The sequence below is a fragment of the Bacillus sp. HU-1818 genome (assembly GCF_022695965.1).
GTDB lineage: Bacteria > Bacillota > Bacilli > Bacillales > Bacillaceae > Bacillus > Bacillus atrophaeus.
In genome coordinates, this window is the sequence record NZ_JAAPBE010000004.1 from 411,773 (window position 1) to 438,710 (window position 26,938).

A 26,938-nucleotide genomic window follows, 5' to 3' on the forward strand; every position below is an offset into this window, starting at 1 on the left:
GCCTTTTCATTTTTTATAATTGGTAATCGTCGATTGTCTGTGTTGGATGATGAACGATCGTATTGATTAACGTATGGAGGTGATTCAATATTTCCTGTATTTGCTCCGCTTCATAGATATTTTGATCATATCCAAACTTTATTGTAAGTTTCTCTTCTGGGAAGCATATAATTCCGTACTTCACATGCGGCTCATCAACGACTTGGTAATCTGTGATGGCAAAATTTCTGTTCTCATTTGAAGAGAAAATGGCTGGGTTGGCCGGATAGTTTTCAAACACCCACAGATGGTCGGTCAACTGATCGTTCAACTCACTTTGCTTTTGGATCTCAACAAATGAAAAGTAAGCATACTCATTACATTTCAATGTTTCTTGTTGAACTATTTGCAGGAGATCCACAAAAGATTGCGTTTCTGCCCAGGCTACTCGGATAGGCAAAACATTTGTGAACAGACCAAACATATTTTCAATCCCTTCCACTTTGGGAGGTCTGACTGATACCAGATTGGGTAATACTACTTCTTTCGTTCCATTGTATTTGCCAAGCAATAAACCCCATACAGCTAGTAAAGCCGAATTCATGGTTACATGGTGTTTGGTTACAAATGTCCGTAACTGATTGGTCATATCCTCATCTAACGTTAAATCCATAAATGTGAAGCTTAATCCTTTACTTTGAGTTGGTACTTGCTTTTTGGGAATGCTGATTTTCCGATTGTAGCCTGATAAATAATCGCGCCAAAAATGGCGTGCTTTCTCATGGTCTTGAGCTAAAGTCCAGTCAATGAATGCTTGAAAAGGTTTTGCTGGAGGTAATTCCACTGTAGTTCCCGCATTTTTCGCTTCATAGAGTTGGAATAATTCGTCTAACAAAATACTGACACTCCAACCATCACACAATAGATGATGGGCACTCCAAACTACCTTATGCTCGTCATTCCCTAGTTGAAACACACAGAGACGGGTCATGAGTTCATCATGATTGAATCCTCGACCTGAATTTTCACTCATCCATTGGTCCAAGTATTCCTGCTGCTCCTGTCTCGTCATTTCAATCAGGCTTTGTACCTCTGAAATCATTTGAACATCTTGTAACACAGCTTGCCAAGGCTGTTCTTGTTCATCTTGCACAATAATCGTTCTTAGAGAATCATAACGGTCAACTAATTGGTGAAAACACTGAATAAAGAGATCTACATCCAGTTTCCCCTCAAGTGTCCAAATCGTTTGTTCAAAATAAGCATTGGTATCTGGTTCAGCTACAGCATGTTCATAAATAACTTGTTGGAAGGGTGCCAATGGATAGATTCGTTCTATTTTTATATCCGGCATTTTTTCTTGTATTTTGTTAAGCGTATGTTGATTAAGCGGTTTATCACTAACATTCAGTGATGTAACTTTATTTTCTTTCTTTTTGTTTATATCATCTGTTTGTGAGTGTGAAGGATGGTCTAGTTTCTTAACAGAATGAACCATATCACCTAATACAGGGAAGTCAAATAGACTTTTAGGGTCTAACTGAAATCCTTGTGCATAAAGTCGTACAGAAACTTGAATGGCCTTAATCGAATCACCACCCAAGGCGAAGAAATGATCATTTACTCCGATTTGGTCTACTTTGAGAACTTCTTGCCATACAATGGTCAAGGCTTTTTCCATTTCAGTTTTTGGAGCAATATATACCTCATTTGTTTGTTTCTCCGGAGCAGGAAGCGCCTTTCGATCTAATTTTCCATTAGGGGTCAAGGGCAGTTGCTCCAAATAAACAAAATAAGAAGGGATCATGTACTCTGGCAAGTGGTCTCGCAAATGTTTTCGCAGTTCTGTTGTACTGATATCTTGCTCAGTTACCACATATGCAACTAAAAATTTCATCCCATTCTCATCTGTCTGATCAATCACTACAGCTTGGTCTACTTGTTTGTAAGTGAGAAGGCAATGGGCGATCTCTTTTAACTCCACTCGGTATCCTTGAATTTTGACTTGGTAATCTTGACGTCCTAAAAATTCAATATACCCCTCGGGATGCATCCTGCCACAATCCCCTGTCTTGTAAATAAGACCAAGGTCTGGATGTGACACAAACACTTCGTTCGTTTTCTGTTCATCATTCAAATATCCTTGGGCAAGACCCACTCCCCCAATATATAAATCACCGATCACACCAACTGGGCACATTTTCTTATCGTAGTTCAGCACATAATACGTTTGGTTTGCCAAAGGCATCCCATACGGAATGCTGTTCCAGTGTGCTTCCACCTGATTGACTGGATAGTAAATCGACCAAATTGATGCTTCTGTTGCCCCTCCCAGTGAAATGACTTCAGCAATCGGGAAATGTCGTTTTATTTTTTCTGGTAAAGGAAGTGGAATCCAATCCCCGCTATGTAAAACCAAACGCAAGGAAGAATTTTCAAAATGAGAACCTACCTGATCCAATGCCAAATCCATGATTGCAGGTACTGTATTCCAGATCGTAATTCCTCTGCGCTCGACCGTACGGATCAATTCTTGCATGTCTCTCGGATCACGAATCATTACCAACATTGCACCTGTACTTAACGTTCCAAAAATATCGTATACAGACAGGTCAAAACACATGGAGGAGATACCAATAATGCGATCGTCTTCATTCACCTGATATTTTTGATTGATATCTTGAATGGTATTTGCAACCGCTTGGTGAGTAATGACCACTCCTTTTGGTTTTCCGGTACTTCCTGAAGTATAGATAATATAGGCAAGATCTTCCGGACCAGCAATGGCAGGCAGATCTTCGGCTGCATATGATGACAACTGTTTCTCTTCATAAAGACCAGATTCCAACAAAAGTTTGCATGAGCTATTTTCTAAGATATATGTTTGTCGATCTGGCGGATGATCGGGATCGATGGGTACATAAGCAGCACCTGCTTTTAATATCCCCATCATATTAACAATCGTATCAACCCGTCTCTGTGCCAAAAGACCAACTCTGTCACCTAGACCAATCCCTTGTTCTTGCAAATAGTGAGCAACTTGATTGGAGCGTTGATGAAGGTCCAAGTAAGTCAACCACTCTTGTTCAAAGACCACTGCCACTTGATCTGGTGTGCGCTGTACTTGGTCTGCAAACAATTGATACAGGGTAGCGGAAGGTATCTCTTCTGCTGTCTGATTGTACTGCTCAATTAAAGTCTGATCCGATTTTTTCACTTGCAAAGAGGTTACATCTCTTTGTTTCACCAATTGTTCCAACAGATCGACAAATTGAGAAAACATTGCTTCCATCACATCAACATCAAACAATTCTTCTACATAGTTCCAGCTAATCAATAACTCTCCATTTTTTTCAATTACCACATTATCCAAATATACTTGCGGAGTCCGAGCGTGAATACGGCGGAGAGAGCCGAGCTGCTCCCAAGCAAAAGCACCTGCGCCTGCGAGCATCGAGGTGAAAACAATTGGCATGACTGCTTTTGGTCTCATTTGGTGATAACGAGTAAAATCTCGGATAAAGCTAACTCCATCATAATGACGATGTTCAAGTCCATCTAACAAAGTCGATTGAGTTTGCTCCACTTTGGTAAAGAAAGATTGCTCCGGGTTCACATCCACGTCCAACAAAATGAGTGACGTGAAGTCTCCCACAATCTGCTCTACTTCTTCATGAACAGGATAACGGTTAAATACAGTCAAATTAATTGCCAATCGACGTTGATTACTCCAATATGCCAACACTTCCCCATATATCGTACAAAGAAGGGCGGAAGGAGTTACTTCTTTCTCTTGTGCCAGCTTTCGTAACTTCGTCCATTTGTCTTTGTCCAAAATCTTAGTAAGTGATTGAAAGGTAGGTGTAGCAATCTCTGCGGGATCCTTTTTTAACAGCAGAGTAGGGGCAAATGGAAAGTCAGGCAGCTTGCTTGTCCAATAATCTTTTGCTTTTTTATATTCTTTGCTTTGTTCCATTTCATCATAGATGAACATGTAATCTTGAAAATCAAAAGAAAGAGGTTCCAATCTTTGATCCGGTTTGTGATAATAATGCAACAAATCATGTCCAACGATATTCATGCTTGCCCCGTCCATCAATAAAGCATCATATCGAAAACATAACAAATAAGTGTCTTCTTTTAAAAGAAAGGCTTTCAATTCAAACAAAGGCCATTGCCCCAAAGGAAATACATGGTTGGTCATTCGAGAACGTTCTTCTTGCAATCGAACATTTTGTTTTCCATCATCTAAACCAGTGAGATTTTCTATTTCAATCTGATAATCAGGAACGTCTTGTAAGATTTGCTGTTTTCCCTCTGGCAAGATCACAGCTCGTAACATAGGATGGCGCTGAATTACCTTTTGGAAACTTTGCGAAAGCCGATTGATATCCAATTTTGTTTCATATTCAGAATACGTTTGAGGTGAAATGCCGCTTAATTCAAACTGCGGATTACGCCCTAACATGTAAGCTGTCTGAACTTCTGTTAAGGAAAATGGCTTGGACAAATCTTTAGCACGGGTTGGTGTTTTATCTAGGCCTTCTTCTTTCTGCTCCACTTCTACACAAGAACTAAGTTGAGCAATCGTGAGATGTTTGAAAATATCCCTTGTACTTACTTTCAGATGGTCTTTTCCTAATAAGTTGATAATCTGTAGTGCCTTAATTGACTCTCCTCCTAAGGCAAAAAAGTTATCATGAATACCGATCCGCTCGATCTCCATCACTTTTTCCCATGCTTGCACCAATTTCTGTTCGATTTGATTACGCGGGGCCGCATATGGGATGGATATTTGATCTGCTTGAGTTAAATCCAACAACCTTTTTCGATCCACTTTCCCATTTGGATTCAGTGGAATCTCTTTTACCTGAATCATTTTTTCGGGAACCATAAACTCAGGCAATTTATTGTTTAGATATTTTCTGAGCTCTTCAAAAGGGATCTTCTTATCCGATACATAGTAAGCAGCTAACAATTTTCTATTTCCATCTGCCTGATCAACAACCACAGCTCGGCTTATCTCTGGATGTCTCTTTAGCTGAGCCTCGATTTCCCCTAATTCAATCCGATATCCCCGTATTTTCACCTGATGATCCATTCGGCCGAGATATTCAAGTTCTCCATTAGGTAACCATCGGACGAGATCACCAGTACGATACATCATTTCTCCAGCCACAAAAGGATTCGGGACAAATTTTTCATCTGTCAATTTAGATTTGCCAAGATAACCCCGAGCTACCGCCACTCCGGCAATACAGAGCTCTCCCGGCATTCCCCAAGGTTTCATTTGACTATATTTATTCAATACATAAGCACGATAATTGGGATTCGGTTTCCCTATCGTCACTTCTTTGGCGGTACTCAAATCTTTTAATGCAGCACAAAGGGTTGTTTCTGTCGGACCATAGATATTTAAAATTTGCGCTTCGCTGATGCTGCGAATTTTTTCAATCACATCAATCGAAAATGCTTCTCCTGCTAACAAAATGGCCTTTAAATCTCTTAGAAACTCTGCCCCTTCTGGATCACTCAAAATCAATTCCATTCGCGATGGGGTCGATTCCCATAAATCCACCTTATGTTCTTTAACCAAATGAGCCAATTCTTTTGTTGCAAACTGTCCCTCTGTAGCAATGACTACCTTCGAGCCTTGAGTTAAAGGGATACATACTTCTAACAGAGATATATCAAAAGAAACACTGGCAAGAAACAAGAACGACTGATTATCTTTTAGCTTTTCTCTCATAATACTTAAGAAATGGACGAGGGACCTCTGTTCCACCATTACGCCTTTTGGATTTCCTGTTGATCCTGATGTGTAAATAACATAAGCCAAATCATTAGGTTCACTTTCTCGATCTAGATTGCTTTCTTCACCTTGAAAGAGATGTTCCTCATCAAGATACAACACCTCACCGGCAAATTGCGGCAATTCTTTCTCTGTTCGCTTGCTCAGTAACCATTTTGCTTGACTATCTTGTAACATATATTCAATTCGTTCAATGGGATAGTGAGGATCGATTGGCAGATAAACCCCTCCGGCTTTTAAAATCCCCATCATCCCAATAATCACTTCCAATGATCGATCTACCATAACTCCAATAATACTTTCTTTGGATACACCCTTACTTTGAAGAACAGAAGCCAATTGATTTGCTTTCTTATTCAATTCTCTATATGTCAAAGATTGATCATTACAAACAACAGCAATTTGATCTGGGGTTTTCAACACTTGCTCCTCAAACAAATCCTGAAATGTTTGAGACAAGTCTATGCCCATCTGAAATTGATTAAATCCTTCCAGCAACTCTTTTTCTTCTTCCGAAATGATACAGATGTCTTTCACAGCCAGATCAGGATTTCTCAACACTTGCTTTAAAACATAAAGATAAGATTTGGCAAACTGTTGCAAAGGAAAAAGAGAATGAGGCTTGCAAGAAATTTGAAATTCACATTCATTATGATTTTCATTCCATTTTCTTTGTACCCAGATGGCTAATTCATTCTCTGAGCATTCTTCTATTGAACTCTTATTATGTAATCCTTCCATCCCCAAAACGATTTGAAATGGAGTTGAATGGAGCTTCGCTAATAATTCAGAGAGTGGATAACGCTGATATTCATAACCAAGTAAAGTCGTTTGTTGAACCTGCTCCACTACTTGCTTAAAGGAGTGATGGGGATGGATTTCAGTTCCTATAGGAAGCAAATCATTCAGATGCTCTCTTTGTTCGTGATCTTTTCCGATTACAGGAACCCCGATTGTGATCCTTTCTTGGTCTGTATAATGTACCAAGCAAACTCTTAAAGCAGCCTGTAACCAGTTAAATAAAAATAAATCCTGTGACTTACTTACTTTTTGTAAACGTTGACTAAGCTCTGCATCCATTACGAATTGAACATGGTCGCATGGATTGTCTTTATTCATTTGATAACCGTTATTAAATAACGAATAATCGGGTACATCGGAAGATAATTGCTCTTTCCAAAACGATTCTGTCACTTTATACTCATGAATCGAACTCAGATCTTTAATTTGCATTTTTATCTTCAGCCCCTCAACATTAATTTCCATCTATTCGCTGATTTTCAACCCAACTTCAATCCCGTGGAGAAATACTTGATGGTTGTCCAAACTTAAAAAGCGATGAATCTCCTCAAATTTCATATGCCCAACGGAACAAATTCCCAAGTTTAATGTCTCAGCCACCATATTTAACGTAGCAGTGATGATGCCTGATTCAATGCAAGCAAACAAATAGCCATCTGAACCATATTTAGGAATGGAAGCGTTTGCACTATAGACTAGATAAACCGAAAAGGCGGACTGGGTAAATAATTCCTGGTTAATCATCTCATGGTCACTCTTGATCACTTGGTCAATGTTGTTTACAAGCAAAAGACTATTTTCTGATGGGCTATAATAATAAAAACCAGCTTTCATACCTTCTACACGTTTCGGTTTTATATAGACAAAAATATCAATGGGATAAACTCCGCCCGCACTGGCGTAATGGTAATAGATTTTTTCTTCTTTCCTCTGTTTGAAAGTTGAAAACAGTTGTGAAATTTCTGAAAAAGGCACGGGATTTTTCATATCAAATTGGCGGCAAGATCTGCGCTCCCTGATCATGGCGGGAAGCTCATCTTTTGGTTCGAGCTGAATTCCGGTTGACCGCACAGCAGGATGCATTCGATTTAATTGTTCACTGATATACTTATCTAGATCATCTTTAGAGAAGCGAATCTGATCGCTGTATGGATTCGGAAAAATTTTTTCTTGTGTGGAGAATACTTCTCTTGGATGTAATATGTTACTTACTAACACCCGATTCTTTATCATAAGTTCTGCTATTTTTTGTGCCTCTTCTTCACTCCCTACCGAAAAGCGCTCTAATAGCTGACTAATCGTCACCCCCTTTTGAGCAAGAAAATAAAACTCAGGAAACCACTCAGACACAACACCTGTATATCTCGTTTCCCCTATCAAAACTCCGTTATCCCACTTCTCCCAATGCTTAATAGGAGACCAATAATAAATTTGCTCGCTCATATTCCCCTCCATAAAAAGGTTAATTTATTTTAAAAATGCAATCTTCCAACCCACAAAAAAACAACCTTTACATCGTACATAAAACTATTCTATAAATATGATTCTATTCCCTGCTAAAAAATAACTCTATCAATCCATGAATTTCTACTTCGATATGAAAATAAATAACTGGAACAGTTTTATTTTCATATTTGACTTTGCCCTTACGGAAAGGTGTACATTTGGAGCATGGAGGTGATCGTTTGCTATCAATCGGTGAATTTTCGAAGATATGCAAAGTATCTACAAAAACATTGCGATACTATGATGAAATCGGATTAATCCACCCCGAAGACATTAATCCTGAAAATGGATATCGATATTATTCGATCAGGCAGCTGAAAGAAATGCTCTTGATTAATCGCTTAAAGTCGTATCATTTTTCTCTGGAAGAAATCAAAAACATTCTCGATGTAGAAGAGGATCAGGCAGAAGAAAAGCTTGGTTCTGCCCTTCATCGAAAAAGAAAAGAAGTACAGGAAAAGATCAATGCTTATGAATATACCCTTACACAATTGAACTACGATATTCTGCGTGCAGAGAAAGGCAAACCAATGATGTCATGGCTTGACGATATAGAAGTAGAGCTTTCCGAAACTCAGCCAATAAACATCCTTTATGTACGCCAAATGATGAGCAGTGATGACTACACCCTAGGGTATGAGAAGTATTTCAGCAGGCTATATGAAAGAATTGCCGTTGATAAACTTACCTTGCTCGGTACGCCCATGACAATTTATCACAGCCCTGAGTACAACCCTGCCGGCAATGATACAGAGTTTGCGATTCCAATAGAGGAGACTGTAAAGGGTACGAGAGATCTGCCCGGAGGCCTTTGTGCGAAGTCTGTTTTAAAGGGGCCATATGCAGAATTGACCTCGGTATACGCTAAGCTGAGGGAATGGGTCGAAGATGAAGGCTATGAATTGGCGAAATCACCCTATGAAGTGTATGTAACCGATCACCTTCATGCCGCCGTTTCAGAGGATATTGTGACCGAAGTGTATTTTCCAATAAAGAAAAAAGAGAGGTAACTGTCATGCAAAGAAACGACTGGCCAACTGCAAACCGGGCAGCCTTGGGGATGGATGCCGAAAAACTGTCTGAGCTTGATCCTAAGATAAAGTCCGAATACAGCAATATAAACAGTATTGTGGTTGTGAAAAATGGCTGCATCGTTTATGAGCGCTATTATCATGGCTATGGCCCGGAAGATGCGCATCATGTGGCATCTGTAACGAAAAGCATCATATCCGCCCTCATCGGGATCGCCATAAATGCAGGATACATTAAAAACATCGACCAAAACGTTCTCGACTTTTCCCCGAAATATATACCCCATCCTGCCGACAAACAGAAACGAGACATCACCATACGCCATCTTCTCACAATGACGGTTCCCTATCCATTTGAAGACTGGCACGAACCGCTCGACAAGATGTGTATGCAGCCAGATTGGATCACCTATACGCTGGATATGCTGGGCCAAGGAGGAACAACCGGCACATTTAAATACTCCACCGCAGGCGCGCACCTGCTGTCAGCCATCATCACCCGCAGCACAGGCAAAAGCGCCCGCAAGTTTGCCAACGAACACTTGTTTAAACCGATCGGCATAAAAGAAATCCCTGATTATGAAATGAAATCATTTGGCTTTGACGATTTGTTCGGGAAAAACGTGAAAGGTTGGGTGAACGACCCGGACGGCAACTCAACCGGAGGATGGGGGCTTACACTGACTCCACGGGATATGGCACGGTTTGGTTATCTTTATTTGAATCATGGTACTTGGAACAATCAACAAATCATTCCGAGATCATGGATTGACGAATCAACAGCGATGAACCCCAATAACTACGGTTATCTATGGTGGCTGCGTGATGAGGACGGCGTTTTCTCATACTCAGCACTGGGCGATGGCGGCAATGTGATTTGCTGTGTTCCAGAAAAAGACCTGGTCGTAGCGATCGCATCAGAATTCACCATGAATGCTCGTGATAGGTGGCAGTTAATTAAGGAGTACATTGTCCTGCCTATGAATGGTTAAACTTAAAATGGAGAAGAAAAGTATCGAAATAAGCGGCAGCCTTCTCAATATCTGTCTCCTTGGAGAAGGCTTCCAATAACCGCCAATGAGAAAATCTCGTCCCGTCAATTTTCTAGTTTCATCGCGAACTAAATAGAGAATGAGAGTTCCTTATGATTATTTTTACTAAAAATCCCTGAAGGAGTTATTTTCTTAGTCATACAAAACTTTCCACACCTACTACCCTACTTTCAATCCTCCTTATCCTTCAGCTGAAAAGCAATCAGCTTTCCTAATGCCTCTTCAGCCGCAAACGGCGCAACCATTCCTGAAGGATGTTCATGCTCACGTTTTAGGCATTCATACATCTTCGGTTCAATGTAAGAAGGATCGATCCATGCAATACACCAAGACGCCCAAAAGCATGATTGCTCTTCACTTTCTTGAGCGATTTTGATGACAAAGGGCAGACTGGGCTTCCCGATTCTCATGAGTGAAATGGCCGCAGCCATTCTTGTATCTTCAGCATGACTTTTTAATAAATATGACAGCTCCTCCGCTGCTTCACCCGCATCTTCCCCAAACTCACCTAAAACAGCCGCAGCGATATTACGCAAAGAGCCTTCCTCTTTTAAGGCCTCAACCAAAACAGGTATTGCATCTTTTCCTGATTTCTTTAACTCCCCTATCGCTTGAACAATCGTGATCTCATTTGTGTTCGCTAAATTCTGAACAGACAGCGACAATTCATCCCCATTTGATTTCATAAAAGAGCCCCTCTCTCGTTTGATAACAGACACTCAGCATATATATTTTCCCGCAAATATATACCAGCAAGGTATCACCTTCCAATTAACATATAAATACTACAAACACTGTAAATAATCCTGTGAGGAGCCAATAAAACGTCTAACAAGCTGACCGTTTTGACATCATATACTAATGTTAACTTGTTTATCAGTTAGTATCAGTCCTACTATAAGAAACTCGGCTGCCTTTTTAAATGTAATCTCGCAACTTCCTTGACGTTTCCGCGGATGCCTGTTGCCAGTGCGAATACTTAAGTACTTTGTTCGACAAGACAATCGTGCCGCGCTTCAGCTCTCCGTCGGCAAAAATCTCTTTCGCCTTCAGTGGGCCTTCTACATGACGGACTTTGAACAGCTAGTAAAAAAACATCCGCTTGCATTGACGAGCGGATGTTAGATCTTTCAAAATGAACCTATTGCATTTTTAAAAGTAAAACAAAGCAGTGTTATTGATTGATATCCTTTAGCGCCTGTTTCGGTTGTGAATTAAATATCATCAATGATGCAATAATTGCAATCATAACCCCTAATGCACCAATCCAGGTAATCGAGGCCAATGATACGTTTTCTACAAAAACCCCTCCTATTCCTGCGCCGACTGCCATGGCTAATTGCATCATTGAATGATTAATACTAAGCAAAACACCTGACATTTCCGGTTCTATTGTAGCCAGGTGAAATTGCTGTGTCGGACCGGTAGACCATGCGGCAAACGACCATAATATCAGAATCACCAACACTCCGATATAGGAATGGCTGACAAGTGACAGCAGAATCAGTGTGACGATATGCAATGTCATCCCGCCAACGAGTGTAAAGGGCACTCCCCATTTATCGGTGCTATATCCCCCAAACTTTGATCCAACCAAACTGGCAATTCCAAATATAAGCAAAACACCGCTAAGCAGCTTGCCGCTTATTCCTGAAATGTTCAAGAGATACGGTGACAGATAGGTATAAGCAACAGAATATCCCCCGAGCCAGAAGAAAGTGATTGATAATCCCATCACTACTTTTCGTTTTTTAAAAAGAGAAAGCTGTTGAAGCAAAGGTACGGGCTTATCCCCTTCAGTATGCGGAAGAGTATAGAATATAACTGCCATTGCGATCAATCCCAACAAAGCAATTGCACCAAATACAGACTTCCAGCCTAATGCTACTGCTATCATTCTTCCAAGCGGAACACCAATGATTAAAGAAGCGGTAAATCCCATAACGACCGTAGCGATGGCACTGCCCTGCTTCCCTTCCGGCGCAATCTTAGCGGCAATCGTTAATGCGGTGACAACAACAACACCTGCTCCCATCGCCATAATGATCCGCGCTGCAATAAACCATCCATAACCAGGCAGGACAAAGGCCAAGATATTGCCGAACACAAACAAACCGAGAGCATAAATCATCAATCTGCGTCTATCCATACTTGCTGTCAACGCCATGAGTACGGGTGTGAAAAGAGCATATACAAGTGAAAAGATCGTAATAAGCTGGCCCGCGGCAGCCAAGGTTATCCCGAGTGTATGAGCAATGTGATCCAAAATACCGGAAATGATGTACTCTGAAGTTCCAACTAAAAAGCTGACAATGGCTAAAATATAAATTTTCCGAGTGTTAGACATAAACGTTCACTCCTTAATTATTAATATAACTACATATCACGAAGTATCGATATGTTAGCTTAAAAAATAAACACATCGTAATATGTCGATATGTATAGCGTAAAAATAAACATCTATTGATGTTTATTTTTATATCTCTGTTTTAAGAAAGTCAGCAAGTTTCCCAATGGCTTCTTCATCTCTTTTGTAATACGTGTACTTTCCGATTCGTTCAGCCTTAATCAGGCCGGCTCTTAAAAGGATGGTGAGATATTGGGAAGCCGTTGATTGCGTCATTTTCAATTTGTCTGTTATTTGACTGACACATACCCCGATTGTATTCATATCAATCCCTTCATGGGGTGCAAAATGACGATCAGGTTCCTTCAGCCATTGCAAAATTTGCAGCCTTGATTCATTTGATAAGGCTTTGAATACTTCAATTGGTTCCATATCGATTATTATATCGTTATATTCCGATATGTCAATTCGTTTTTTCATTTTTGATGACTGACTTCTTTTTAGACATTAAAAATCTGAAGACTTATTTCAGTCCCGTTGGAGGTATTACAGAACTTAACTTTCGCATATCTACTGCTAGATTGACCATTAGACAGCGCTGCTTTATATATACTTTGCTCTCATTCTGCTTGTTTATCTCCCCAAATATTATAGATTTTTCTCCAGATCATTACATAATTTAAATACCATCACTCGTTCACCTGTCCGAGAGCTTAAATCAGTATGAAAACTTTTCACTTTTTCTCCAGTTATCGTTAGGATGATATCCTTAAGACCATCTATACCTGATTCAACTAACTCCGAACGAGTTTGTTTTATAGATAACATACCCTCTTTTGTTCGACAAACTGTATATTCAGCTGGTGTTAAAATTCCCTTTAAATTAACGATGATCATATCCCGCAATATATCAGTCTTAACAGACACAGACCCGCGCCCAAGATAATCCTTTTCCCATTGCGTAATTGACTTACTGATCTCTGATTCATAAGAACCCTTCGATTTCTTCATATATAAAACATCTCCTGGCAAAATAATTAGCAGCATATTCTATTTGTTAGTTCGTCTCATTAATATTCTCTTACAACATGTCCTTCATATACACCTTCAATATCCAAATCAGTTTTACCGTTTCTTAAGACCACTATCATTTTGGATAACATATTTGCTTCCATCATAGAGTGTACATGCAAAATACGAATGCTCCCTAAATGGGTTTCCTCAACTTCTTCATAAGATTTTAAATGATAAAAATGAATTGCTTTTCTTATTACTTTTTTCAAACATTCCATATTTTCACGATCAAACGAGCTCATTTCCTCTATTGTTTTCGTGACAAAATCAGTTATATTGGCGCCCATTACATTCTCCTTAGAACTGCTTTCTCCCATATATGGGTGTAGAAGCTGACCACTTCACTCCATCATGACAAGCAATGATCAGGTAAGGCTTGACCTGTTTTACTAGAAGGAACCTCCACAATTGAGGATTCCCCATCCTTATGATCAACGATTAAACCTCTAACTTTAACATATGACGGCACTAGTGGATGATTACGAATGATATCAACACTTTTTTCGATAGCGTCATTACTATTTTCATCCCCATTTAGCCATTCATCGAATGTACCACCTGAAAATTCAGGCCTGCAATTTTGAAAAAGATAATCCAATGTTTGTATTTTATCTTTCATTGTTTCAAGTTGAGTTAGTACATGACCTGTTGAAGTCCTCTTATCTTTTGTTCCTACAACAAAAACCTCCTCAACATTTTCCTGATAAATTGCAATAATAACAGACCTCATTATTTCTTCATAAGGATGTGAGATAGCGGCACCATAGCTTTGTATAATCAGCATATTTTCTGCTGGAGTGTTAGTCACTTCTTGTAAAATAGGCTCCAAGCCGTTTTCAATGTCCGTCAAAAATAATACTTTTTTATTTTTATTTACATTCATATAGCACACCTCTTCTTTATGTTTATCATTTTTATATTGAGTAACAAATCCATTTGATAAATGTTTCTATTAATAGTTACCAGCTTTCCCAACATCCTTCTGGATCAATACTAGCCAGTCGAACCCATCCATTTTGAACTTTTTGCAGAAATACTGAGTCATTATTTAATAACCGTTCTACATGTTGTCTAGGTGCTTGGATGACAATCAACAAACGAAGAGGAGAATGATAAGCCTCATGATCTGATTGCATGACGGATTGCCAAGGCAGTCCGGCTAACAAGTCACTTGCATTCCCCTGCATAACTCCGAGACCTGCAGTAACGGTTTGAGTTGCTTTATTTCCGCTGCCATAATAATGAGGTGCTACTGTTGATGCGTAATATTGTAAATTAATCCATTGGGCCACAGTTCCAGGTCCTGCAATAATATTTGCTAGGAGTTCACCGCTTTCATCCTGCTTCCAATCATAGTTATGAAGAAAGGCTCTTCCTTCCAAATCACAATCCTGAGTGAGTTCACGTTGTCCGATAATAAAAGCGGCATTACGAGCCAGTCCCCATTCCGGACGTATCTCACTCCAATCTTCCGCAAATCGGTGTGCCTCAGCCTTCGGATTTTTAAGTTTCGATTGGAAATTCGGTAATTGGGCTAGACGTTCTGCATTTACGTTATGTCTCACTTTCGGCATAATAGCTTCGATATGGTCAAATGCTTCCTGTGCAGCTTCTGAAAGCTCTGGTACATAAAGCCAGTGTAATTCATCCACCGTTGTATTATGTTCAGCGGCGGCAAAAACCGTATCCTCAGGGATTTTCATTCCTTCAGTTAAAAGAACTTCTCTTACCTCTGAAAGATTACATAAAGCAGCTAAAACTCTTGCATTAAATCCGCCGGCCGCTCCACCGCAGGCACCACAATCAAGGGCTGCCGCATAAGGATTATTGGTACTTTGACTGCCATGTCCGCAAATCACAACTAATGGTGCGAAATTTTCTGTTAACCCCATCATTTTTAGCGCTTGGCGAGCATAGTTCACTTTTTCTTCTTCAGTAAAACCCACAGGTATTTCTGCCTCTTTGTCATCATGATGAAGTGAGAGTTTTGTATCCGGTTTGCGTAACCAAGACTCACGAAGATTACGAATGAAACGATCCGCTTTTCTTGGCACAAAGCTGCGTGCCACCATTTGCAGACTAAGCCAAGGTCCGCTTAGCTCAGGCAGAAGTAAGCTCGTAAGTACATTCTGTTTCATCGTTTTAAATGTATGGCTTACGGAATGAACTGCCTGCTTGCGTTGGTTGTATTTTTCGAGTACATCTTCATCTACGAACTCTTTTATTTTATGTTGTGGTTTTTGTATGACCGGCAAGGAGGCATGACTGTGTTTACTGCCAAGTTCGCAAGTTGCAATCGGCACCCCGAAGAAACCAGCAATACCAATCGTTTCAAACGGACCTTCTTTTTCTAGTTGACGACGAAAAGGTTCTGATCGTACATCGATGCAGAATGCTAATTGAGCTAATGCAGATTTTTTACCATTGGTTTCACGTTGTTTCGAGATGATCTTCTGACTTAATCGATCAGTGTATGTTTGTTCCCAAGCTTCTAACCAAAGTTTCCTGCGAAGTTTCTCATCAAAGCTGTAGGCAAATGATAAATATTCGTTTTGTTCATCGGCCGACATCTGTGACCATTCCTCTAATGTAATTCCCCCCCAGTGAATCCAAGCTGCTAAAAGGGGAGTAATCGAAACGTTTTTCTCAGATCGTTTATGAGTGAAAGGTAAATATGGCTTTATAAGGGCCCACTCCATGGATATTCGAACCGCTAAATATTCTGTTAGGAGCGCATGTTCATGGCTCGATTGTTGGGAGCGCCAAAGCATCATCCCTGCCCATCCAGGTAAGGAAAGTAAATGGCCTTCAAGATAACGCTGGATTTCTGATTCGGGAATTTCTAGTGCGAATAACGCTTTTTGTAAAGCCAAATGTGCCTCTTGCGGCCAACCTTTTAACCTTTCACGCTGCTTTTTACTAAGTGCTGGATCATACTGAATGAGATGCTGCCAGGCACGATAGAAACCTTCCTCACGATTGGGCATTGTCCAACCTGCTTGAGAGTCATCAAGATATAATTTACACCACTTAATGACATGATGATCCAGTATATTGACTAACCTTTCACCATCCTGATTCTCTATATACGAACTGATTGGCTGCATAAAAACATTCTCGATATGATCCAATCCACTGCATTCATTCACCAATTGCTCCAGCTTATGTGATGATAAAAGGTTGGAAGGCAGTGGTTCTAATTTTAATCCAGCATGACAAAATCGCTCTGCCACGTCCCGCGGGATGTTAAAGGAATGTGAATCAAGCCAACGCTGCAGCCCCATTTCCACAAAGTCTTCATCAATCTCGCCTTTATTCTTTGCTGAACGGATCATAGACACACTAGGGTATATATCAACATCACGAGTATTTTTCAGCCAGCTTGCAACCTGATCAAAAGGTTGGTTTTCAAGTCCCATCCACGGATTACGTGCAGCAAAGGTAGAAATAGGCCAGAGTGGCGCAATGACTCGGCTGGCAGATGTAATTAAAACGTGAATATCACACTGTTGAACATCAATATCTGTATCTTTGTTTTTTACATTTTCTTTCGTTAATACGGATGTAATGCCCATCTCTGATTAGCTCCTTATGATAAATATTGTTTAAGGTAGTCTGGGTGACTCTCTACTGACTTTGGTTTTGCTTCACCTAATCGCACTAACCAAAGATAGATTACCGCGGAGAAAACTGAAGAACGATGACGAGCAACCCAAGTACCTAAAGCACTGCCAAATAGTAAGAGACATACGACAATGATGACAGCTGACATTGGAGGTTGAACACTTTGAAAAACGCTTGTATGCAGCCACTTATAGAAGAGGTTATGAATGATAAAATATACAAAGGCTGCTCCTCCTAAAAATGTTAAGCCAGCAATTCGACCCATTCTCCCCTCTCCAAAAGCTACGAGCTGAGTCCAAGAAACGGACAATGACCACCCTAAGATCAGCGCACTAATGAATTGATACCCCTCTCCAGGAGCAGCGAGCCAAAAAGCAACGCCTATACCTAAGGATAAAATCCGACCAGCCATGATCCATAAATAGGATGTTCCTTTATTAGCGCGAGCTGATACTTCATGACGCCGTACTGCCGAACCGGCCTGTAAAAACAACGTAGCTTTGAATAAACCATGTAAAATAAGATGAATAATGGCTGCTATATAGGCTCCTAATGCACACTGAATGAGCATAAACCCCATTTGTGCAATTGTGGAACCTACTAACTGGCGTTTATAGTCAACCTGGACTAAACTAATACCCGTTCCTATCAATACAGAGATGCTAGCAAGCATAAGTAAAATAATCGAAGCTATACCTCCATTAAATAGAGGTGAAAATCGAGCCAGTATGATCCCGCCTGCATTTACTAAACCTGCGTGCATAATCGCAGAAACAGGAGTTGGAGCAACAATAGACTCAATTAACCATCTTTGGAATGGCCATTGAGCTGCAGGAATGATCACCGCTAATACAATCAATAGATTAATCCCTGTTTTCTCCCATCCTCCCAGTTGAGCTAAACTTTCATTTGTTAAAACCAATGATAACTGCCATTGGCCTGTAGCTTGAAAAAGCCAAACCATCGCGAAACACAAAGAAAACCAGCTTACCAAAAATAATCGACCAGTAACCTTGGCTGCTTCACTAGCGACTTGCCAAGCACTGTTTAACCTTATAAGCAGGATTAAACCGACAAGAGTTGCTCCCCAAGAAATAACCATCAAGCGGATATCACCACTTAACCACGCAATTGAAGCAGCACCTGTAGTAAAAGTAAAAAGTGTAAAATATTTTCGATAAGATCGGTCTCCCATTAAGTAACGTACAGAAAAACGCTGAATGATTAAACCAATTGTCAAAACAAAGAAAGTCATTAACCAAGCTAAGGAATCGAAGTGCCAAGGGCCAACATTTCCTTCCACACTCCTATTGGCAAGATTCACTAAGGAAACCAAAGGCGGTAAAGCCAAGATACCAATATGAATGCGGACATAACTCAAGGGTACGCGTGGATGTAAAAACAATAGTCCACTTATCCCAGAAGCAATAAGCGTAATAAAAAATAATGTTAATAATGATGATAAGCTCAGCGAAACTAACATTCTAACTTCTCCCTTTTTTAGATCTCGTTATTGTTCAAAAGACCTTTAAATCAGATCATATATTTCTATTATTTAATACAATTTTTATTTATCTCCATTTTTTCCCAACAAAAAAGCCGACAACTTCAAAATTTCAATGATTATGTTAGATCATTGAATCTTGAAAATTGTCGGCTTCACTTCAACTAACTTCTGCGAAGTTTTTTGAAGAGCTACCTTATTATTGGTCATTTGCTTTATACAATGTTTTAACTTCCTTCTAAAGGAATGAAATTATCGCTATTTAATATAGTTCTTGATTATAAAATAAATCGACTTATGTTACTCTTGTTTTTTTATATTAGGATACTTTTTCATCCAGTCAAGATTAGTTGAAAGAATGCTAAAGACCTAATAATTTAACAAATGAAAATAAACATCTTCGCCGATTATTAAGTTAAGTATAAGATATGCTAAATTTTAAACATTGTCAACAAAAACTCATACTCTAATTTAGTGGAAATCAAATTTGGTGTTGGAGTACAGAGAATATAGTATCAAATCTTCCTTCCTTCATGGTAACGACATTTCTCTCTAATAGATTTGGAAAAATGCTTGTACCTTTTGTTCGGATGTATAGTAAAATTCCCTCAACATGAACATCTTGGAAAGTGAGTACAGCTTCCATGAATAGGCTTATTCTCCTGACCAATGGCACATATTTTTTTGAATCTTGACGTGATTAAAATGTTTCGTTGCTGCATCTTATTATAAGGCACCTGTCCTCATCATTGTTAAATGAGGGCCATACAAAATCACCTGTAAAATAAAGATATCCGTTCACTTATAAACGAACAGATGTTAGCCCTTATATAAAAAACCCCCTTGGCTAATAACCAAAGGGGTTAAACATGTATTACTCCACAGTAACACTCTTCGCAAGGTTACGTGGCTTATCAACATCACAACCGCGATGCAGCGCAGCATAGTAAGCGATCAGCTGCAATGGCACAACAGAAACCAACGGAGCAAGCGCTGGGTTTACTTCCGGTAATACGAATCTGTCATCCGCATCATCTAAGCCTTTCAGCGAGATGATGCACGTGTTGGCACCGCGGGCGGCAACTTCTTTTACATTCCCTCGGATGCTTAGGTTGACGTGTTCTTGTGTCGCCAATGCGAAGACAGGTGTTCCTTCTTCGATCAAGGCAATCGTTCCGTGCTTCAATTCACCGCCGGCAAAGCCTTCTGCCTGAATGTAAGAAATCTCTTTCAGCTTCAGCGCGCCTTCGACACATACGAAGTAGTCAAGGCCGCGTCCGATGAAGAAAGCGTTTCTGGATACAGTCAGGTATTCACGGGCGATCATTTCCATTTCGTCCTTCTGGTCGCAAAGGGCTTCCATTGTGTTCGCTGCAATTCCCAGCTCTTGAACGAGGTCAAAACCAATGTCAACGCCGTTTCTTTCAGCAGCCACTGATGCAAGGATCGCCAGAACGGCAATTTGTGCAGTGTATGCTTTTGTTGATGCAACGGCAATTTCAGGGCCGGCATGGAGAAGCAATGTGTAATCCGCTTCACGGGAAAGAGTTGATCCCGGTACGTTCGTAATCGTCAGGGCTTTGTGGCCCATTGCTTTTACCTGTACAAGAACTGCTCGGCTGTCCGCTGTTTCTCCGCTTTGAGAAAGGAAGATGAAAAGCGGTTTTTTCGATAGAAGAGGCATGTTGTATGAGAATTCGCTCGCAACATGAACTTCCACAGGCACGTTTGCCCACATTTCGATGTATTGTTTTCCGACAAGTCCCGCGTGGTAGCTCGTTCCGCAAGCAACAATATAAATGCGGTCCGCTTCAGCTACAGCGTCAGCGATATCGCCTGCCACTGAAAGCTTGCCGTTTTCGTCTTGGTACGTTTGGATGATTTTGCGCATGACAAGCGGCTGTTCATCCGTTTCTTTCAACATGTAGTGAGGGTATGTGCCTTTTTCGATATCACTGGCATCAAGCTCAGCGATATAAGACGCACGTGTCATGATCTCACCGTCAAGGTTTTTAATCACGACTTGGTCATCAGTGACGATCACCATTTCTTTATCCATCAGCTCCACATACTCATTCGTTACTTGAAGCATCGCCATCGCATCAGATGCAACAACGTTAAAAGTCTCTCCAAGTCCGACCAATAGCGGGCTTTTGTTTTTTGCGACAAAAATCGTTTCTTTGTTCTCGCTGTCGAATAAAGCAATTGCATAAGAGCCTTTTAACAGTGTAAGTGTTTTGCGGAACGCTTCTTCTGTCTCAAGTCCTTCGTTTACAAATTGCTCGATTACTTGAACGACAACCTCCGTATCTGTATCGCTTTTTAATTCTGTGTTCTGTAAATACTCGCGCTTCAGCTGAACGTAGTTCTCGATCACGCCGTTATGAACAAGTGTAAAGCGGCCTAATGCGCTTTGATGCGGGTGGGCATTCAGATAACTTGGTTCGCCGTGAGTTGCCCAGCGTGTATGTCCGATACCTGCTTGAGAAGCGACGTTTTGATCTACGACTTCACGAAGATCGGCGATGCGTCCTTTTTCTTTGTACACATGTACGCCCTGTTCATTCGCAACTGCAATACCGGCGGAATCATAGCCGCGATACTCAAGCTTCTCCAACCCTTTTAACAAGATTTCCTTCGCATCAAGCTGACCGATATAACCTACAATACCACACATTTTTCTTCCTCCTAAGTTATACAAGGAGACGAAGAAAGCCAATTTCATGGGGACTTTCAGTCGTCCCCTCATACATGTTATTTTGGAAGACCATGTGATTTCTCTTTGTTCAAGGAGTCGCCTCCTTGGTTTAAAGAAATCCTTACGGCTGTGATCTTGATAAATCAGCCGGGAGGCATCCGCCGAAATTTCGATAACCTCCATCCTCGTCAACTAAGCCGTTTTTCGGGCGCTTAGTCCGGGCGCTATAATTATAAGTACCTTACTATCCTGCCTTTCCTGTTGAATGAAAAACAAAGACAAGACAAGCTTGATTTTACAACATGTGCCAAGAATGGTCAATTGATTTATGAACCGTCTTTGCAACAAGTCTCACAATCATTCTATGCCAATCGCGCTTGTCTCGTTCTCTTCTCTGTTTATACGTTTCGTTACTCGATTCCCATTTCTGACCGGACGACATTAACAATTCTTGTGACATATTCGTCACAAAGTTCTTTTGTCCGAGCTTCAGCCATGACACGAACGAGCGGCTCCGTACCCGATGGGCGCACTAAAATACGGCCGTCACCGTTCATTTCTTTCTCGACTTCAGAAATGACTGCCTTTACTTTTTCGTTTTCTTCCACTTTATACTTATCAGATACTTTTACATTCACTAAAAGCTGCGGGAATTTTTGCATTTCTGCCGCAAGCTCTGACAGCGGTTTGCCGGATGCTTTGAGTGTGTTCATCAGCATGATCGCTGACAGCAGTCCATCGCCGGTTGTATTGTAGTCAAGGAAAATTAAGTGTCCTGACTGCTCGCCTCCGACGTTGTAGCCTTCTTTTCTCATTGCCTCTACGACATAACGATCGCCGACTGCCGTCTGGATGCTTTTGATTTCTTCTTTCTCAAGGGCTTTGTAGAAGCCGAGGTTGCTCATTACTGTTGAAACAACTGTTTCTTCCTTCAGGCGCCCTTCAGATTTCAAGTATTTCGCGCATATGTACATGATTTGATCGCCGTCCACGACATTTCCTTTTTCATCAACAGCAATCAGGCGGTCGCCGTCACCGTCAAAAGCCAGGCCGATATCGGCATTTTTCTCTTTTACGAAAGCACTTAACGCTTCAGGGTGCGTTGAGCCGACTCCGTCGTTGATATTTAAGCCGTTCGGAGAGGTTCCCATTGTGGACACGTCCGCATCCAAATCTGCAAACAGATGTGTCGCGAGCGATGACGTGGCACCGTGCGCACAGTCAAGCGCTACATGAATGCCAGTGAAATCCTCGTCCGCTGACTGTTTTAAGAACTGCAGATATTTCTGCCCGCCTTCAAAATAGTCATTAACAAGGCCAAGATCAGCTCCAACCGGTCTTGGCAGTGTATCCTCAGGCTCATCCATCAGACGCTCGATTTCCTCTTCCTGTTCATCTGAAAGCTTAAACCCGTCTCCTCCGAAAAACTTAATGCCGTTGTCCTGTACTGGATTATGAGAGGCGGAGATCATGACGCCCGCCTCGGCATCCATGGCTTTGGTTAAATAAGAAACTCCCGGTGTTGAAATGACACCCAAACGCATCACTTCAGCTCCGATTGATAAAAGTCCGGCGACAAGGGCTCCTTCCAGCATATGTCCGGAGATGCGTGTATCGCGGCCAATCAGCACTTTTGGACGTTGTTTATCTTTTGTCAGCACATACCCGCCAAAACGACCGACTTTAAAGGCCAGCTCAGGTGTAAGCTCACTGTTGGCAACACCTCTTACACCATCTGTTCCAAAATACTTGCCCATTTATAATCGCTCCTTTTTCATTCTCATGAAGATTGTGAATCTGTATCTGATTCATCTTCGTTTTGATCATTGTTTTGATCTTGGTTTTTGTCTTGTTTTTGATCCTTGCTCTTGTCACTGTTCTGATTCTTTTTTTGGTCACTCTCTTTTTCATCTGTCTGGTCACTTTCATCCTGATTGCCGGACGTACTGTTGTCTTTCTTCTCAGTTGAAGAAGTGCTGTTTTTAGATGTAAGCCTTACTTTGGCGTTTTTTTTCGCCAATGACCAAGTTACATTTTGCGGACCGTTGACTTCGAGCTTGACGCTGTGTTCCCCGTCGTCCAGATCTGAGACATTAACATACAGCTCGACGTCTGATTTCTTCAGGCTGTCTATAATACTGGGAGAACCTTTTGCAGTGACATTCATCATTTTGGATTTCGGATCAAGAAATTCAATATTTTGCGTGCCGCTCAGCCCCACCGTTTTAATGGAAACTCCGTCAAAATCCTTATCGGCCTCGCTGTCCACTTTAATATTTAATGTGATTTTTTCAGGCGATATTTTTTTCACTCCGTCCGGAAGCGGAATATCTGCCTCCATCTCTGTGTCCTTACTAATTTTACTTAAATCAACGTTAACTCCGTCGATAAATTCAAGCGAATCCAATACATCCTGCGGGCCGTAAACGGTCACCTCGCTCGGACTTGACTCTATATTAGAAATGCTGACACCGTCAGGAAGGCTGCCCGTACGCTCCACTTTAAAGGGTACCTTTTTGCTCGGGCTTGTCACCGGGACCGTGATTTTGATCACTGATGGCTCAACATCCACAGGGAGCGCATTCCCATCTTTATCATAGACGGTCACTTTAGCTTCCTTTTCAATCGTCTCATCTGCATTCTCAAGGTTAATTGACGCTTTGACAAGAGAAATATTATCAATTACGTCTTTAGAACCGGTAATCTGAACATTTTTCGGACTGACAATCGGCTGCTGCGGAGAGTAGCCTTCTTTCATTTTATTTTTATTATAATATTCGACTTCCACGGGGAAGCTTTCCGACGTTTTTTCCTGAATCGTCACCGTTGTCACGGATGGATTGATCGAAACCGTCAGCCCTTCGGCAACATTCTTGGCTTTCAGTTCTACTTTATGTGTGCCGGTCTTCAGCTTCTCCATATCGGCGTAAATTTCGAAATTCTTTGTCTGTCTCGCTTTTTTGACAGCGCTTGTTGTGCCTTTTATTGTTACATTCACCGTCTGCGGAACACCTGTGACGACGTAATTTTCTTCATCATAATACGATTTGACGGGTATATCCGTCAGTGTTGCTTCATCAGTTGTCGATGTCGGAAAAAATGATTCCCCTGGTTTTTTTGGAGTCGGCGCTTGTTCGCTGTTCACCGCAACATATAGCAAGAGTGCAAAAAGCAGCGCGATGATCTTCACAGCCCAGCGGTTGTTTAGGAACTTATCCATTTTTCTTCGCCCTCCAATACCAGCGATTCGAAGAAGTGTCTCTGGAATTTTTCTTAAACTCGGCTTCAAGCATTTCTTTCAACTCTTCTTCTGTCAATTCTCTGTGAAGGTCTCCGTTCCTCGCTACACTGATGCCGCCGGTCTCTTCGGACACAATAATCGTTAAACTGTCCGTGACTTCACTGATGCCGACAGCGGCTCTGTGCCGCGTACCCAGTTCCTTAGAAATGAACGGGCTTTCGGAAAGAGGCAAATAACAGGCAGCCGCCGCGATTTCATTATTCTTCATAATGACGGCCCCGTCATGAAGTGGGGTATTCGGAATAAAGATATTGATTAAAAGCTCAGAACTCACTTGAGCCTTTAACGGAATACCCGTTTCAATATAATCCCCCATACCTGTATCCCGTTCAATTGTTAAAAGGGCTCCAATCCGGCGTTTTGCCATATAATTAACCGCTTTTGTAATCGCTTCGATTTTCTTATGCTGTGCTTCCTCCACAGGAGTGCCGCTTCTTGAAAAAAAACGGCCCCGGCCAAGCTGTTCAAGCGCTCTTCTCAGCTCCGGCTGGAATATAATGATGATTGCTAAAAATCCCCATGTTATCGCTTGGTCTGTCAGCCACAATAGTGTGCTGAATCCCAAATATGAACTGGCGGTCCGGACTAACACGATGACAACGATCCCTTTCAAGAGCTGGACCGCTTTCGTGCCCCGTATCACCATAATTAATTTATATATCACATACCAAACAAGGAGAATATCAACGGCATTGCCGAGGTACTGCAAAAAAGGGATATCCTCAAAAGCCATTTCCTCGTCCTCCAAGAATTCAGTCATTTCGTTTCTTATGTCAATTTTCGTTCAACAATGGCATATGTACTTTACATAGCGAGCCCATTATACCACATTTTGTTTTCTCAAGTGAAATCACACAGCCGCCCAAAACTTGTTATTGCTGTTATAAAAAAAGAGTAAAGCAAAAATGCTTTACTCTTCTCCGTTCGGGTTTACGGCGTGTACTACACTTTGTCCCGCTGACTTCATTTTATACCAAACCCAGTCGAATAATTCATCAATCTCCTCGATCTCACCGGTAACTTGTCCTGCAGACGCCATGTATTTCTCACCGTTTACCACTGTCACGTTGCCATCTATTTTCCCTTTAATAATAAGCTTGCCATTTTTTACAGTGACATCGCCTTTCACCGTCTCGCCCTCAGGCACGATGACAGTGCTGTTATGCACCAGGAGATTTGGCTGCTTTGACACGCTGAAATTGTGGTCACTGTGCCAGCTGTTGAAAAACCCTCCGCCCATCAGGATAATGAATACCGCCGCGGCCGCGATAATAGGATGGGATCTGAACCATCTTTTAACTGACGCTCTTTTCTTCTCCTTGGGCAGTTTCGCCATCACATTAGCGGTAAAGTCGGCAGGGGCCTCAACATGCGATGTGCTCCGGACAAGCGCTATGGATTTCTCCATGTCATAAAAGTGCTTTCTGCACCCTTCGCATAATCGCAAATGGTCTTTTAATTCTTTTTCATCTTTCGGAAGGATATCTCCATCAAGATGTTTATGCATAAGCTGAACAATTTGTTCCGGACAGCTCATTTCATCACCCCACTTAAAGATCCCTTAATTGTTTTCTGAGAGCCTCTCTGCCTCTGTGAATTCTTGTTTTCACCGTTCCCACAGGAATGTTCAGAATCTCGCCGATTTCAATTAATGAGAGTTCATCAATATATTTTAATACGATGACAGTTCTGTACTTGTCTGGAAGCTTTAATATTTTCTGCTGAATGGTGCTCGACAGCTCAAGCGACAGTACTGCGTCTTCCGGGAGAACCCCGTCTGCGGCGATCTGCGAATACATAGTCAGGCCTTCTGTGCCCGCCACCTCTGCATCCAGGTAATAATCCGGCTTTTTTTTACGGATACGGTCGATGGTCAAATTGGTTGCGATTCTGTAAAGCCATGTTGAAAATTTCCGGTTAATATCAAAACTGTCGATATTGACGTACGCTCTGATGAAAGCCTCCTGTGCAATATCCTCCGCCTCATGCACATTGCCAAGCATACGGTAGCAAAGCTGATAAATTTTGTCCTTATAAATATCTACGATGTCTGCGAATGCGTTTTGGTCGCCTTTTTTTACTTGCTTGATTCTTTTTTTGATCATTGTTTCCATGTTTTATCTAACCTCTGCCTTCACCGGTCTGTATGTATACGAACTTCGTTTCAAAAGGTTTCATTTTTTATTATAAAAATAGTTTATCAAATTTT

18 protein-coding genes are annotated in these 26,938 nt (G+C 41.2%); 2 read left to right on the forward strand and 16 right to left on the reverse strand.

Annotated elements, in window-relative coordinates:
* Positions 1-13 precede the first annotated feature (13 nt).
* Together GXP75_RS17010 and GXP75_RS17015 are read right to left on the reverse strand one after the other, a co-directional pair.
* Complete coding sequence (locus GXP75_RS17010) at positions 14-7,024, reverse strand: non-ribosomal peptide synthetase (protein ID WP_242557386.1); 7,011 nt, start codon at positions 7,022-7,024, stop codon at positions 14-16.
* Between the two features lie 33 nt (positions 7,025-7,057).
* Positions 7,058-8,035 (reverse strand): SagB/ThcOx family dehydrogenase, encoded by a 978-nt coding sequence (locus tag GXP75_RS17015; RefSeq protein WP_242557356.1) that lies wholly within the window; start codon positions 8,033-8,035, stop codon positions 7,058-7,060.
* Positions 8,036-8,277: 242 nt separating this feature from the next.
* Here GXP75_RS17015 and GXP75_RS17020 point away from each other — a divergent pair, with 242 nt between their 5' ends.
* Both GXP75_RS17020 and GXP75_RS17025 read left to right on the forward strand, forming a co-directional pair.
* The gene (locus GXP75_RS17020; protein WP_150224291.1) at positions 8,278-9,108 is read left to right on the forward strand and encodes a MerR family transcriptional regulator; all 831 of its coding nucleotides are present in this window, start codon (positions 8,278-8,280) and stop codon (positions 9,106-9,108) included.
* Positions 9,109-9,113: 5 nt separating this feature from the next.
* Entirely contained in the window at positions 9,114-10,121 is a 1,008-nt protein-coding gene (locus GXP75_RS17025; RefSeq protein WP_242557357.1) for a serine hydrolase domain-containing protein, read from the forward strand.
* A 230-nt stretch (positions 10,122-10,351) separates the two neighbouring features.
* Here GXP75_RS17025 and skfG read toward each other — a convergent pair whose 3' ends face one another.
* The 14 genes from skfG to sigW all read right to left on the reverse strand — a co-directional run bounded on the left by skfG (position 10,352) and on the right by sigW (position 26,843).
* Positions 10,352-10,867 (reverse strand): sporulation killing factor biosynthesis/export protein SkfG, encoded by a 516-nt coding sequence (gene skfG, locus GXP75_RS17030; RefSeq protein WP_242557358.1) that lies wholly within the window; start codon positions 10,865-10,867, stop codon positions 10,352-10,354.
* 488 nt (positions 10,868-11,355) lie between these two features.
* Positions 11,356-12,528 (reverse strand): MFS transporter, encoded by a 1,173-nt coding sequence (locus GXP75_RS17035; RefSeq protein WP_242557359.1) that lies wholly within the window; start codon positions 12,526-12,528, stop codon positions 11,356-11,358.
* 129 nt (positions 12,529-12,657) lie between these two features.
* Positions 12,658-12,960: an ArsR/SmtB family transcription factor gene (locus GXP75_RS17040; protein ID WP_003234907.1), complete on the reverse strand. Its 303-nt coding sequence runs from the start codon at positions 12,958-12,960 to the stop codon at positions 12,658-12,660.
* 216 nt (positions 12,961-13,176) lie between these two features.
* Entirely contained in the window at positions 13,177-13,539 is a 363-nt protein-coding gene (locus tag GXP75_RS17045) for a Na-translocating system protein MpsC family protein (protein ID WP_214917573.1), read from the reverse strand.
* Between the two features lie 59 nt (positions 13,540-13,598).
* The gene (locus GXP75_RS17050; RefSeq protein WP_242557387.1) at positions 13,599-13,889 is read right to left on the reverse strand and encodes a DUF6407 family protein; all 291 of its coding nucleotides are present in this window, start codon (positions 13,887-13,889) and stop codon (positions 13,599-13,601) included.
* Between the two features lie 62 nt (positions 13,890-13,951).
* Positions 13,952-14,485, reverse strand: a complete 534-nt coding sequence (locus GXP75_RS17055) for a carbonic anhydrase (RefSeq protein ID WP_242557360.1) — start codon at positions 14,483-14,485, stop codon at positions 13,952-13,954.
* A gap of 76 nt (positions 14,486-14,561) precedes the next feature.
* Positions 14,562-17,177, reverse strand: a complete 2,616-nt coding sequence (locus tag GXP75_RS17060; protein WP_242557361.1) for a DUF2309 domain-containing protein — start codon at positions 17,175-17,177, stop codon at positions 14,562-14,564.
* 14 nt (positions 17,178-17,191) lie between these two features.
* Positions 17,192-18,709, reverse strand: a complete 1,518-nt coding sequence (locus GXP75_RS17065) for an NADH dehydrogenase subunit 5 (RefSeq protein WP_242557362.1) — start codon at positions 18,707-18,709, stop codon at positions 17,192-17,194.
* A gap of 895 nt (positions 18,710-19,604) precedes the next feature.
* Positions 19,605-21,407 (reverse strand): glutamine--fructose-6-phosphate transaminase (isomerizing), encoded by a 1,803-nt coding sequence (gene glmS, locus GXP75_RS17070; RefSeq protein WP_242557363.1) that lies wholly within the window; start codon positions 21,405-21,407, stop codon positions 19,605-19,607.
* Between the two features lie 431 nt (positions 21,408-21,838).
* Entirely contained in the window at positions 21,839-23,185 is a 1,347-nt protein-coding gene (glmM, locus tag GXP75_RS17075) for a phosphoglucosamine mutase (protein WP_061570982.1), read from the reverse strand.
* A 23-nt stretch (positions 23,186-23,208) separates the two neighbouring features.
* Complete coding sequence (gene cdaR, locus GXP75_RS17080; RefSeq protein ID WP_242557364.1) at positions 23,209-24,648, reverse strand: CdaA regulatory protein CdaR; 1,440 nt, start codon at positions 24,646-24,648, stop codon at positions 23,209-23,211.
* A complete protein-coding gene (gene cdaA / locus GXP75_RS17085) occupies positions 24,641-25,462 on the reverse strand; it encodes a diadenylate cyclase CdaA (RefSeq protein WP_003327879.1) in 822 nt (273 codons plus the stop codon). The genes cdaR and cdaA overlap by 8 nt, the downstream gene beginning before the upstream one ends.
* Positions 25,463-25,639: 177 nt before the next feature.
* Entirely contained in the window at positions 25,640-26,266 is a 627-nt protein-coding gene (gene rsiW, locus GXP75_RS17090) for an anti-sigma-W factor RsiW (protein ID WP_242557365.1), read from the reverse strand.
* 13 nt (positions 26,267-26,279) lie between these two features.
* A complete protein-coding gene (gene sigW / locus GXP75_RS17095; RefSeq protein WP_003327877.1) occupies positions 26,280-26,843 on the reverse strand; it encodes an RNA polymerase sigma factor SigW in 564 nt (187 codons plus the stop codon).
* Positions 26,844-26,938: the final 95 nt, after the last annotated feature.